The organism is Deinococcus aquatilis DSM 23025, assembly GCF_000378445.1.
Lineage (GTDB): Bacteria > Deinococcota > Deinococci > Deinococcales > Deinococcaceae > Deinococcus > Deinococcus aquatilis.
Window position 1 is genome coordinate 1 of record NZ_KB899771.1, and the last position, 12,727, is coordinate 12,727.

Sequence of the window (12,727 nt, forward strand, 5' to 3'; positions counted from 1 at the left end):
TGGTGGGCCGATTCGAGTGGATCTACACGCCGAAACACGCTAGCTGGCTGAATATGGCGGAGTTGGAATTCAGCGCCCTTCAGCGGCAGTGCTTAAATCGGCGGATTCCTTCGCTGGAACGGCTGCGTTCCGAAGTCGAGGCCTGGGTTACCGCGCGTGAACGCGTGGGCATCATCCTCAACTGGCAGTTCTCCACACAGGACGCTCGACGAACCCTCGGACGACACTACGAAGCCGTTCGCATTAATTGAACGCTGTACTAGTTTTTCATGAACCTCCATGACCCACCTGAAGTTCACCGAAATGGGAGCGGCGCAACTCTCTTGCAGCCGTTCTGGCAGCGTCCACCTGAAGCACCAAGATGACCTCGTGCAACAGCCGTTAAGCCGAGTCGCTGTCCTTGTGGGCGTTGCCAGCCGCGTTTGTCGTCAGGTCTGCAATGATCCGGAGTGCTCGGCTTTGGTCCTCAGGCTGGTCAATGAGCTGCGCGGTGTGGGTGGCCCCAGCTACGTCGCCCAAGCGGAGCTGAGCCTCTAGGATGTCGGACAGGTAATAGGATCGAAAGTACCCGTTTTTCATGTCCCCCTCGCTGAACCCCTCGGCGTACGCTCGCGCCTGTACCAGGGTGTGCCGGGCAGATTTAGTCTCTCCGGCCTGCTGCTGAGCCTGCGCAATCTGCTTCATCACGCTCACGTACCGGAATCCAGTCACGGTGGCCGCTAGCCACTGCGCCCCAACGAGATCGCCCCGTTGCAGCAGCACTCCAATCACGGCCCCCAGGACTTCACCTTTCGTGTCGGCGTAGGGTAATCGCTGAGCGGTAGCCACGGCCGCCAGCAGTTCGCCGGCCTGCACTTGGGCCCGCGCAACGACCTCAATCGCTTCGCTGAAGTAATGCGCGCTCGGAAAAGGATTGATCGCCTGCACAGCCCCCGCGAGGTCACCTGCCTGGACCAGCGCCTGCACCTGTTCGTAACAGATGAGCCCTTGCGCTCGGGCGGCGTCTTCGGCGCGCTTCTCGGCTGTGGTGGGTTTCGGGAAACCGAACATAAGAGATCTTAGTCATCGCGACGAGGGGTTAACAACCGGGGTGCTGGTAAGTTAAGGCGAGTAGGGTATGAGCTACGTCTGACTGGAAGTCCTACCGCCACCGTTTTCTCTTGAGCATCATTGGGGTTCTGGCAAGTTAACGAGGTATAGACCAACGGTCTTGGCAGGCAGCCCGAAGTTCAGGTAGCCTGCTGCACGACCTCACCCCAGATCCTGGCCTACCCGGTGAAGTGCCGGAGCCTCTGAATGGTGACAGAAACCCCAGCACCTAGGCATCATTTACAGCGCAGGAAAGCGGACAGCCTTCAGATCGGCTGGGGTGTGTAAGACCACGTTGAGGCGGTTCCAATTGTTGATGCTCATTATTTCTGCCAACAGACGCACGGTCTGTTCCTCATTGAAGTGCACGCGCACCGCAGCGAAGGTCTGGTCACTCACTCCAGCGTTGGCCAGCAGCGTGACTTCTTCGGTGAGGGCCAGTACGGCGCGCTCCTCAGGCGTGAAGAGATCACTTTCTCGCCACGTCGCCAGGAGGTCGAGTCGGGCTTGGGTCTCACCATGTTTGCGCGCTTCGCTCAGGTGCATGATGAGACAGTAGCCACAGCCGTTGACTTGCGACGCGCGGATATGAATGAGATGCCTGAGCGGGGCCGGCAAGTCGCCGGCGGAAGCGTAGGTTCCAAAATTCATCAGGGCGCGGAAGGCAGCAGGATCAACTTCGTGTAAGGCAATACGTGGGCTCATAGTTCCTCCTATTGAAGATAATTTTTATCCTCGATAGGAGTGTAGGGAGTGAGAGGCGGCTCCATCAGGACAAACGTCCTTGGCCCGGCTCGGTGATCAGTACCTGGGGCTGCGCTCAGCTGGTCCTTCGCTCTGGAGAGAACCGGATCCGTTCCCCTAGCCAACGCCCTGCGACTTCCAGCTTCGCAGGAGAGAGATTGGCCCGAACCTGCTGCCGAATATCGGCCACTGTGACCGACTGGAGGGAACTTCTCCAAGCCCGCTCAGCTCGCAGCATGGCCACATTGATCTCGCAGGGCTTCAAAGCATGGCCATCCTCCCCGGCAACGCACGCACCTTGACTGCCCACAAAGCACGCCCGAATTTCTGTGCACCGAAAAAAGGGTTGCTGTTCGGTCAAGGCGTCACTGATCTCAAGCAAGGTGATCTGTTCCGGTGCCTTGGCCAAGCGGAAACCGCCTTTTGGGCCAGACACCGAGATCAGGATGCCAGCCTTGGCCAAAGCCTTCAGATGTTTGATCAGGTAACTGGGCGCTAATCCGTGGAACTCAGCCAAATCTGCATTGCTGATGACGCCCTGTATAGGGAGATCTGCCAAGGTCGCCACACAGTGCATGGCCCATTCCACGCCGTCGCCCAACTTCATTCCCTCACCATACCGAACCCCCACCCTCAAGAAAGTGCCGAGTGGAGGGCCACAGATAGAGTTATGCCCCAGGGTTGCCTGTGCTGTTGACAGCAAGGGCAAGTTCAGACCAGTGATGAGCTGAAGACACGAGGTGGGTGGCAGCCACGTCTGGAGTAAACTGAGCCTTTTCGAGAAGGGCGCCTGGAGTCCGCCTTGGGGTGTTTGACTGAAGGATGTCGTCCGAGATCCCTTTGGTGGAGAGTCCAGCAGCATTGGCAAAGCGCTTGGAGCGCCTCCGGGTGTGGAACCTGCAGGTAGAAGCCAAGCTGTTGGCGAGGTTGTGTTGCCTTAACTTCAGGCTCCCCTTGCCGCGACGGCTGACCACGTCTGGAATGCTTGCTGCTGATTTTTCTTCGGGTGGCAGCAGAAACGCTTGTTCGGGACTGATGATGAAGGTTCGTGATGCGGGCAGGCAACCCCAGAAATTCTTGAGCGCGTTTGCGCCGCTTGAATCCCTGCTGACTTCGCTCCTGTCGTCGTGTGGAGCGATGTTCCTGCAAGGTAACGTTGTGGCAATGGGCCGTGGAGATCACCTTTTGATGGTTGACGTCAACGAGGCTCGGGATCTCTCGGATCGCGGCTCCATAACTCCAGAGCTGATCGGTGTGAATCACCTCTGGGACGTTATATTCATCCAGCAGTCTGACTAAAAAGGTTTTCGCAGCTTCGGTGTTCCGATGCCGTTGAAGAAGACCACCTTGCACGAAACAGTGCTCGTCTACTGCGCGCCACACCCAATGCCGGACACCATCTCCCGTCGTACAGACTTCATCCAAGTACCACTGGGAACCCCGCCGGGGTTCCCGGTAACGGAGTTCGTTGGCGAACAGGGAACCGAATGGGATGCACCACTCACGGCGTGTCTCGTGGCTGACCCCGATGCCGCGTTGGTCGAGCAACTCTTGAACATCTTGATCGCTGAGCGGAAAGCGGTGGTACAGCTGTCTGGGCGTGCTGAATGATGGCCACCTTAGAATCGGTGGCGATCAGGTTTCGGCTCGGTCACGGCGGGTCAGCCTACCCCAGACCGATTAAGGCAATACAACCTCCGGCGGTCGCTCTGCGCTGGCTGCGGACACCCTGCAACAGATGGGGTACACGAGCGTGGCCCATATGGACGGCGGAATAAAAGCCTGGGCCGAAGCAGGTCAGCCGGTGCACACAGGCGAGAGGGAAGAACGACATTAGTGAGTATCTATCGATCCCAGTCCGTTCTGGAGCCGAATCATCCGACTCCGGGAAGTGGTTTTCGTTGGTGCAGGGGCTGGGGCCACCGCGTGGAGGGTAATACGTAAACGCCCAGGGTTGAGTACTGCCCGCACTGCGTGCGTCTTGCATGACTTCCTGCACCTCAGCGCTTGAGGGTCCGTGGTCGGGTGTCCGGTTGCCGGATTGGCGGGCGGTGGGGGTGTCCAATATCATGCCAGACCCGAGTCCTGTAAGTTCAGGCGTTCCGTACGCTTCTCCTTCAGGTGGTCGGGCGCTCCCACTGTTTACTCGTCCTTCCTCTGTACTTGCGCCAGAAGAGCGGTGGCCTCCTCCAGCCGGTCTTGATCGGTTGAGCAGAGGGCGTCGGCAGTGGACTGGTGTGCCCACTCTTCCCTTGGTGCACCTGGCCGTGCGTTAGGCTGAATGTGATGAGTTACCGCATTGTGATCCAGACTGAAACCAACCGTGGACTGAAGGCTGAGTTGTACGCGATCTGCAAGGTCGCCGACCAGCTGGTGCAGGGAGCGGCGGACCATGAACCGTCGTTCCGGCAGATTTATAAGGATACGGGCATGCGCCAGATCAAGTTCATGCTCAACAACGACAGCGTGGTGCTCGAGCCGGGGATTCTCTCGTATAGCCACGGCAACCTGAGCTTCGAGGTCGTGCAGCAGCAGGCTGGGCAAAGCGGCGGGTTCCTGGGCCGGGCCGTGCGCAGCGCCGGGACCGGCGAATCGGCCTACGGTACCCGGGTCAGCGGCACGGGAGAGGTGTGGACGGAACCCACCCGCAAACACTTTGTTTTTGCCAACATGGAAGGCGGCGACAGCATGCTGGTGGATGACAAGGCCTACTACGCAGCCCAGGGCAGCCTGCGCCTGAGCACCCATCAGCACACCAAGGTTCAGGGTGCGCTGAGCGGCAACGGCCTGATGCAGCCCCGACTGGACGGCGAAGGCCTGCTGGTCATCGAGTCGCCGGTCAGCGTGCATGAAATTGAGATTCTCGACGTGCTGAGGGGCGAGACCGTGACGGTAGACGGCGACATGATGCTGATGTACACCGCCACGATGAACCCTCGACTCGGGCCGCTCGTGAAGGGCCTGCGCAATGCGGCCCGCAGCGGCGAAGGCCTGGTCTACACCTTGGACGGTCCCGGCCAGGTGTTCCTAACGCCAACCCACATCGCGGCAGGCAGCCTAGCCTGAGTCCAGCTGCCCCGGCCGTGCGGCGGCGGCCAGAGACGCAGCAGCGTTCAGGCGGGCTGGAGTGATGGAGCCCAGACGCGCCTGGTGTCTTTAACAGCGCCGCACCCGGAACAAGGTCCGAAGAGATCGGAAGGGTCAGAGAGTGGGAAGTGAGGAACGCTTTGGCGAAGACTCTTCTTCAGAGCGGCGTGTGCGTCCCTTTCGCTCAAAGGTGCTGCAAAAGAGAAGGGATATGTAGACAGGTAGAGTCCCATGTGCAGTCGTTACGCATGCCAAGGGGATTCTTCCTATGCCCCGAAGAGTCGTTCAACTGGCTCGGCGCAACATAGCGGCGAAAGCTCAGTCATCTGGACGTTTTTGCGTTGGCGCCCAAGCCGCGCCTCTTTCCCGGTCAACCCCAGAGGACATGAGCGGGACGGGAGTTCAAATGCGTTGCTTCCCCTCAAGCTGCCGCGTGTCAGGTGAAGGCAACATCCTAGACCGCTGCCGCCGACGAAGGATTCTGGTCGCTGCCCGAATGTTCAGGAGGGAACGGCCAGACGGTTCATCACCTCGACCAGCACCCGGGTGCCGCGCACAATGTGTGCCGGCTCCAGCCCGCCGTAACCCAGGAGCAACCCGCCCGGTGCGGTGTTCGAGACATAGAAGGGCGAGAGCACACTGACGCGCACGCCCTGCTCCTCTGCCAGGCGCACGATTTCCGCTGCATTCAGGCGCTCGTCCAGTTTCAGATGAACGTGAAAGCCCGCCTCCAGGCCGCCCACCCGCGCCACAGACTGTGCTCCCGCCAATTCGCGCACCAGAAGTTCCCGCTTGCGGGCGTACACCCGCCGCATCCGTCCCAGGTGCCGTTCTAAATCCCCGGAGCGCAGGAAGAACGTCAGGGCCCGCTGCACTGGCCAGGACGTGTGGTAGTCCGCGATGATCTTCAGGTCTATCAACCGTTCGCGCAGGACCCGTGGTCCCACGATGTACCCCACCCGCAGGGCCGGGGACAGCACTTTCGAGAAGGTGCCCAGATACACCACGCGGTGAGGATCGAGGGAGGCCAGCGCGGGTAAGGGAGTGGTGTCGTAGCGGAATTCGCCGTCGTAATCATCTTCCACGATCAGGCTGTCCTGCTCCCGTGCCCAGGTCAGCAGGGCGTGGCGCCGGGAAAGCGACAGGCGACTCCCCAGGGGGAACTGATGAGACGGCGTGGTGTACACCAAGGGCGGTGCACTGGCACCTGCGGGCAGCTCGCTGACCCGCAGGCCGTCCTCATCCACGGGCACCGGCAAGATCTGGGCACCCCGCTCACGCAGTACCTGCCGGGCCAGGCGGTACCCCGGCTCCTCAAAGGCGACCATGTCCCCAGGCGCGAGGACGGCCCGCGCGACCAGGTGAAGGCCCTGAATGGTGCCATTGGTAATCACCACGTCCTCTGCGCAGCACAGCAGCCCTCGGGAACGCCCCAGATAGGCGGCGACCTCAGCCCGCAACTCCGGATCACCGGCCGCGTCTGCATACGTGCCGGGCAATGCCTCTTCCGCCACCCGGCGCCAGGCCCGCTTCCAGGCCGCGTCCGAGAGCTTGGCCACCGTTGGCTGTCCCACCCGGAAGTCAATGACGTCCTCACCAGTGCCTGACGCGGTCACGTCCGGGGTTGTCGGTGAACCGCGCAGCCAGCGGGGCATCCCTTCAGCGGCACGGGCTCCTGGGATCGCAGCCTGGATGACCGGCACGTCTGCAATGACGTAGGTACCTGCCCCGACGCGGCCCACCAGATAGCCCGCCGACAACAGATCTTCGTAAGCCGTGACCACAGCTCCCCGGCTAATGCCTAGCACCTGGGCCAGCGTTCGGGTACTGGGGAGGCGAGTGCCCGGCTGAACCTGCCCACTCAGAATCGCGGCGCGCAGTTGCGCCACCAACTGTGGTGCTATGGGCCGCCTCCCGGTCCGCTCCAAGGACAAAGGCAGATCCACCGTGCTCTCCCGCAACCGAACGGGCAAATGGTTTGTCATTTTCCTCCCCGATTGGTCCTTTCCGTCAGACCACTGAGCCGTCAGGATACTCGGTGTGACCCCAATCATCCGCTTAGCCACTGAACAGGACATTCCACAGCTGCTGCCCCTGATGCGAGGGCTGGCTGAATTTGAGCACTACATTGATGTTTTTGCGGTGGACGAACACGTCCTGCGGGAACAAGGCTTTCGCAAAGATCCGCCTGACTTCTCTGCCTTGGTGGCTGAACAGGGCGGTAACCTGGTAGGGATGCTGGTGTTCTACCTGGTGCCTTTCACGGCCACGGCCAAACCCACGCTGTACATCAAAGAGCTGTACGTGACAGAGGCTGCCCGTGGGCAGCAGATCGGGGAGGAGCTGATGCGTGCCGCCGCCCGAGAAGCTGCCGCCCGGGGTTGTGGCTCGGTGCGCTGGACGGTCGCCAACTGGAACGAGGCCGGCAAGCGCTTTTACGAACGGCTGGGGGCTCAGGCCAATCCCGTCTGGATTGACTATGGGCTGAGCGGTGCTGCCTTGGCTGCGTTGGCTGAACCGACCAGCGAGCTGAGGGAGTGACTTCCAGCGCGGCGCTGCCGATCCTGGCGTTGGCACTGGCAAATGTGCTGTGGGGGACAACGTTCTTGCTGGGCAAGGTCACGCTCGATGTTCTTCCCGTGGCTCACGTGGTGCTGCTGCGTTTCACGTTTGCCGCTCTGACGCTCCTGCCTTTCGCGCTCGCCAAGCTCCGTTTCCCTCGGCGGCGCGACCTGCCGCTGTTCGTCCTCACGGGCCTGCTGCAAGTGCCCGCCACCTACCTGCTGCAAGTGGGCGGTCTCGCGCACACCAGTGCGTCAAGCGCCGCCTTGATCCTCGGCGTCCTGGCCCCCCTGCTGGCCCTGGGGGCTTGGCGGTTCGCCGGAGAACGTCTGTCCCGTTTGGGGTGGGCAGCCATTGCGACCTCCACCCTCGGTGTGGCTCTGATCGTGCGATCGCCGGGCCCAGGACGCACGGTGCTGGGGGACGGTCTAGTGTTCGCCTCTACCTTCGCAGCCGTCGGCGGACTGCTGTTCAGCCAACGCCTTGTCCGTTCGTACGGGCCAGCGATCACGGCAGCCTGGACGCTGACAGCGGGAACCTTCTTGACCTTGCCATTTGCCCTCCTGTCAGGTCGCCTTGACCTCCACCTCGCGCCCACTGTGTGGGCAGCGTTGGCTGGATTGGGGATCGCTTGTACTGCCCTGACCCTCGTGCTCTGGAACTGGGGCGTCTCACGCACCTCCGCGTCTTTCGCAGGCGTCTTCGTGAATCTCGAACCCGTGGTAGGTGCGCTCTTGGGGGTGCTGGTGTTGCACGAACGGCCCGGCGCGCTCACGCTGCTGGGCGGCGGCTTGATCTCAGGCGCAGCTGTCCTCGTCACCCGGTGGGGCACGTCGGCTCATCCCCAGACGGTGCTGAAGCGAACTCCATTTGGATCGACCAGACCGGGAGCTGGCATACCCTTGATCGCCCGAGCCGAACCGACTCCCTCAACCTCTCCAGGAGACCATGATGACTGACAGCACTCCACGGGGACAGATAAGACGCCAAGACAAAGCCATGACTCGGCCGGAAGCAGAGGCGTTTCTCGCCGCCGCCTTCTGTGGCCGCACCGGGACTCTCGGCCCGGATGGGTATCCCTACGTTGTTCCCAATCTGTTCACCTGGCAGGATGGCCAGGTGTACCTGCATACGGCACGGTACGAAGGGCATTTCCTGACAAATGTCCGCTTTCACGATCAGGTGAGCTTTGAAGTGGACGAGCCCGGTGAGATTTTCCCGTACGGGCACATTGAGTGTGATACGTCCGTCTCGTACCGGTCGGTGATCGTCTTCGGGCGGATTCGGATCGTGGAGGACGTGGACGAGAAGGTGCGCTTTTACCGGGCTTTTATGGACAAGTATGCTCCGGAAGACTCCTGGAGCCGGGAGAAGGACTCGTTTCCCCGCATCAGTGGAACCGTCGTGTATGCCATCACGCCAGAGCACATCACGGGCAAACAGGGCCACCTGCCTAGGTTGAGTGACCGGTGGCCCGCCAAGAACACTACGGCCTCACCCCACTGGCAACAGCGCAAGTGATGGGCTGCGCCTCCCGACTTCCTTGTTCCTTTCAGGAGAACCACTGATGACTGACTTGCTTCGAATCAGCCCGGCCATCGCTGAGCGCTTCCCGACCTACCGTGGCCTGGTGCTGCGCGCCACTGGCCTCACCAACGGCCCCAGCACCGACCGCAGCAGGGCGATGCTGCGGGAAGCGGAAACCCAAGTGCGGCAGAGGTTTGGGACCACGCCGCCTGCCGAACACCCGCACCTGGTGGCCTGGCAGGACGCCTTCCGTGCGTTTGGCGTGAAGCCCAAGAAGATGATGAATTCTGCCGAGGCGTTGATCACCCGGGTGATGAAGGGCGGTGAATTGCCCGCCATCAACGGCCTGGCAGACGCCTACAACGCGGTGAGCGTGCGCTTTGCCGTGCCGTGCGGCGGTGAGGATCTCGCCCACGTGGTCGGGCCAGTGACCTTGAAAGTAGCGGACGGTACGGAGCTGTTCGAGACGAATAAGGATGGTGCCCACTTGACCGATCATCCTGCACCTGGCGAAGTGGTCTGGGCGGATGAGGCGGGCGTGACGTGCCGGGCCTGGAACTGGCGGCAGGGCACCCGAACCCGATTGACAGAAGACACGCAGGAGGCGTATTTCCTGTTTGATGCCCTACCACCCATGACCGCTGAGGAGCTGGAGTGGGCGGGAAACATGCTGGAAACACTGCTGGCAGAACTGTCTCCTGGCTGCCAGATCACGCGGGTGCGTTTGGGGGACTGGGCCACGTAGCGACGTTCAGATCCAAAGATTCAGGGCGCGAGCGAACGAGCTTGAGCGAGTGTCCAAGCAGAGCAGCCTGGCCCACACGCACAGTAAAAGTAGGGACCTCTCGGCGCTGAATGAGGTGCGCAAAAGGGAAGGCTGTTGCGGTGAACAGCGGAGGCTCAAGCTGCCATCGGAGACCAGGATGGTTTCGGCAACGGCTGACCTGATGCCGTTCTCAGGCAGAGGGGGGCCGAACACTGGGTGCTTCAGCATTGTTCCCAGCGTACGGTGCTAGCTCCTAAGGGATACTGCGGGCTCGCGTGAGCCCACGCGTGAGCAGATGGAAAAATCCCTGGATGCCCAAAGACAACATCCTGACTTATCAACAAGCCCACTCTCCAGACCTCGCCACCATGGACGCTCTCAAGCTGGAAGGCCGACAACCCGCGGATGGCCAACCCATCGCCGCCCTCTTCAAATATCTTCGGGACCCGGATGGTCACGATGGTGTATCAGGATTAGACCCCTATCAGCACAGATGACCAGCGGCTGGCTGAGGCCATCATGGAGTCAACAGCTCCCACCCGCTGAACCCGGTTGCCTTCAATCGTCGTCAATACTGGAAGGGGTTGACTCGTGGTGCTTAGAACTAAGGAAGAAAGGCGACCCAAGAAGGTCGCCTTTGATGTTGGACATGATGGCGCGGTATGCAGCAGGTGTCCAGTTCATGCAGCCGATAGCCCTGGCTGATGCCCATGCCGACGCTGGTGTGCCAGCATGCCGTCTATGGGCACTCGCTCCGTGGTCTTTGGTCATATCCACACTCGGGGAAATGCGTTTGACGCACTCCAACCGCCAGGCACTCCAGCGCTTCCCCTTTGATGACCTGTCTCCCTTCCGCGACATCTTCCATCTGGAGGCGTCCCCTCAATACAAAGCGCCTTCCATCCTCTTTGGGGGCACATTCAAGGCGCTGGAACAGGACTGGCCCGAGTGGTTCACCCGATTCACCCAGTTGCCGTCCTCGCTGGAGACCATTGAGGCCAACGTCATCTTGGATTGCATCTTGGGGCGCTTTGCTTGGACTCTGGCTCTAGAGCCTCTCCTCGGGAGCCTGAGCGTCCCTGAGGACGGCGTACCGCTGATGGGGCATCCCTGGTAGATCATCCAAGCCCCGGAGCTGCCTGAGGATGTTCGAACCTTGCTGCATCCTGCCCAGACTCCAGTGCGGATCACAGCCGAACACATTTATGGGTATTGATCCGGCCAATGATCATTCGTCTTGTTTACGCTATTGGGGACTGTTATCAAGGCTTGCCTCTGTACTGAGCTTGCCTCGGTTTCGCGTACTTACAGTTACGCCACGGCGTGAATGCTGAGCTGCTCAAATTCTAGCGGGGTTTTGTAGCCCAACGTGGAATGTCGTCGCTGGCGGTTATAGAACACTTCCAGATACTCAAAGACTTGGCTGCGCCCCTCCTGGCGCGTGTGAAACACGTGGTCTAACAGCAACTCCCGTTTCAAGGTCGAAAAGAACGACTCCACCACTGCGTTGTCGAAACAATCCCCTTTCTTGTCCATGCTGGGCATGGCCCCACCTATTCGCAACGCCGCTTGGTACAGGCGACTCGTCTATGGCGATCCGCGGTCCGAATGGTGAACCACACCAGGTGGTGGCCTTCGCCCTGCAAACGCCATCTGCAAGGCCGCCAGTGGCAGATCCGTCGTCAACCGTTCTCCCATCGCCCAACCCACCACCAAGCGCGAGTGAAGATCCAAAATGACGGACAGATACAGCCATCCTTCACGGGTGGGTCAAAACGAGATATCTGCAGCCCAGACGGTGTTCGGCTCCCTCACTTTAAAGCGGCGTTGCACCAGATCGTCCGCCAGAGGATGAGCGTGGTCGCTGTTGGTCGTGCCCTTGTATTTTTTGCGGTCTTTGCCCTTTAACCCGGCGGCGGTCATTAAACGGGCAACCCGCCGACGCGAGCAGGGCTTGCCCTGCTCGCGCAGTTCCGCATGAATTCTGGGCACGCCATACCGACCTTTGCTGGTGGCATGAATCTGCTCAATTTCAGTCGTGAGCACGGTGTCATGGCGTTCGCGCGGACTAGTGGGCCTTCCTTGCCAGGTGAAGTATCCACTCTTCGTGACCTCCAACACGCGGCACATCACGTCGAGTCGGAACTCCTGTCGATGCGCTTGGATAAAACGAAAACGCATCAACTTTCTTTCGCAAAGAAGCGGGCAGGCGTGCTCATGCGCGTCCGTTCTGCAGGGGACAGGCCACGGCTTTTTTCAGCACGTCCCGCTCCTGGCGGGCGATGTCCAACTCGCGCTGGAGGCGCTTGATCTCCGCTTGCTCCGGGGTCAACCCCGCTTTCCCATGACCAGGAAAGGCCACCGGCCCTTGGCGGCCCAGCTCGCGAGCCCAGCGGTGCAACGCTGAGGCACTGATCCCTAAATTCTTGGCCACCTGCACAACGCTCTGCTCCGGCTCGTTCGCCAGCCGGACAGCCTCCAACTTGAATTCCTTGTTGTAATGCTTGCGCCCTAACATGCCTCACCTCGTGTCAATTCTCGAGGCGTTTCTTCAGGTACGCAAAAACGAGGTATCCCCAAGAAGCTCTCTGAGACGGCATTATCCCAGCATTCCCCCTTTCCGCTCATGCTGCACACCAACTGGTGTGCAGCGAGTTCTTGCTGAAATACCCCACTGGTGTACTGGGTGGATTCAAGTGGTGGTCGCAACACCTCAAATGAGGGGGTTGTGATGAAGCCAATCAAACGACAGTCAGATCGATCTGAACGGAGTAAACTGCGCTCACCAGGACGGCCAAGAGCGGCACGGCGAGAAGACCAGCAGCGATTCTGGGCGTTGATCGCCGCAGGGGGGTCAAGTGAACGTGCTGCGACTGGCGCAGGAATCTCGCCAGCCGTCGGGGCGCGCTGGTTCCGGGAGGCGGGCGGCATGCCACCAACAACGTTAGGCCC

At 60.7% G+C, this 12,727-nt stretch carries 11 protein-coding genes and 3 pseudogenes; 8 read left to right on the top strand and 6 right to left on the bottom strand.

Annotated features, from left to right (window positions below; translation table 11 throughout):
* The coding region (locus tag F561_RS30650) for a transposase (protein WP_019012394.1) at nt 1-251 on the top strand (251 nt) is incomplete at its 5' end.
* 130 nt (nt 252-381) lie between these two features.
* Here F561_RS30650 and F561_RS0123425 read toward each other — a convergent pair.
* The 4 genes and pseudogenes from F561_RS0123425 to F561_RS28355 form a co-directional block, all read right to left on the bottom strand.
* Nucleotides 382-1,050, bottom strand: a complete 669-nt coding sequence (locus F561_RS0123425) for a hypothetical protein (RefSeq protein WP_019012395.1) — start codon at nt 1,048-1,050, stop codon at nt 382-384.
* 279 nt (nt 1,051-1,329) lie between these two features.
* Complete coding sequence (locus tag F561_RS0123430) at nt 1,330-1,794, bottom strand: carboxymuconolactone decarboxylase family protein (RefSeq protein ID WP_019012396.1); 465 nt, start codon at nt 1,792-1,794, stop codon at nt 1,330-1,332.
* Nucleotides 1,795-1,909: 115 nt separating this feature from the next.
* Entirely contained in the window at nt 1,910-2,440 is a 531-nt protein-coding gene (locus tag F561_RS0123435) for an RrF2 family transcriptional regulator (RefSeq protein WP_019012397.1), read from the bottom strand.
* Between the two features lie 336 nt (nt 2,441-2,776).
* Nucleotides 2,777-3,488: pseudogene (locus F561_RS28355) on the bottom strand (IS6 family transposase).
* A gap of 53 nt (nt 3,489-3,541) precedes the next feature.
* Here F561_RS28355 and F561_RS29330 point away from each other — a divergent pair.
* Nucleotides 3,542-3,670: pseudogene (locus tag F561_RS29330) on the top strand (rhodanese-like domain-containing protein); the annotation flags it as partial.
* Nucleotides 3,671-4,119: 449 nt separating this feature from the next.
* Nucleotides 4,120-4,899 carry an AIM24 family protein gene (locus F561_RS0123450; RefSeq protein WP_019012400.1) on the top strand — a complete coding sequence of 260 codons (780 nt, stop codon included), beginning with the start codon at nt 4,120-4,122 and terminating at the stop codon, nt 4,897-4,899.
* 521 nt (nt 4,900-5,420) lie between these two features.
* Here the strand turns inward: F561_RS0123450 and pdxR are convergent.
* Nucleotides 5,421-6,905 (bottom strand): MocR-like pyridoxine biosynthesis transcription factor PdxR, encoded by a 1,485-nt coding sequence (pdxR, locus tag F561_RS0123455; RefSeq protein ID WP_083922623.1) that lies wholly within the window; start codon nt 6,903-6,905, stop codon nt 5,421-5,423.
* Between the two features lie 55 nt (nt 6,906-6,960).
* Between pdxR and F561_RS0123460 the strand changes: the two genes are divergently transcribed.
* From F561_RS0123460 to F561_RS0123480, 5 genes are all read left to right on the top strand, one after another.
* On the top strand, nt 6,961-7,461 hold the full coding sequence (locus F561_RS0123460; protein ID WP_019012402.1) for a GNAT family N-acetyltransferase: 501 nt from the start codon (nt 6,961-6,963) through the stop codon (nt 7,459-7,461).
* Nucleotides 7,458-8,441, top strand: coding sequence for a DMT family transporter (locus F561_RS26690; protein WP_019012403.1), 984 nt, complete (start codon nt 7,458-7,460; stop codon nt 8,439-8,441). The genes F561_RS0123460 and F561_RS26690 overlap by 4 nt, the downstream gene beginning before the upstream one ends.
* Nucleotides 8,442-8,481: 40 nt before the next feature.
* Nucleotides 8,482-9,003, top strand: a complete 522-nt coding sequence (locus F561_RS0123470; RefSeq protein ID WP_245556624.1) for a pyridoxamine 5'-phosphate oxidase family protein — start codon at nt 8,482-8,484, stop codon at nt 9,001-9,003.
* Nucleotides 9,004-9,049: 46 nt separating this feature from the next.
* On the top strand, nt 9,050-9,754 hold the full coding sequence (locus tag F561_RS0123475) for a B3/B4 domain-containing protein (protein ID WP_019012405.1): 705 nt from the start codon (nt 9,050-9,052) through the stop codon (nt 9,752-9,754).
* Nucleotides 9,755-10,562: 808 nt separating this feature from the next.
* A complete protein-coding gene (locus F561_RS0123480) occupies nt 10,563-10,892 on the top strand; it encodes a hypothetical protein (RefSeq protein WP_157452141.1) in 330 nt (109 codons plus the stop codon).
* A gap of 194 nt (nt 10,893-11,086) precedes the next feature.
* Here F561_RS0123480 and F561_RS28365 read toward each other — a convergent pair.
* A pseudogene (locus tag F561_RS28365) lies at nt 11,087-12,293 on the bottom strand (IS3 family transposase).
* Nucleotides 12,294-12,727: the final 434 nt, after the last annotated feature.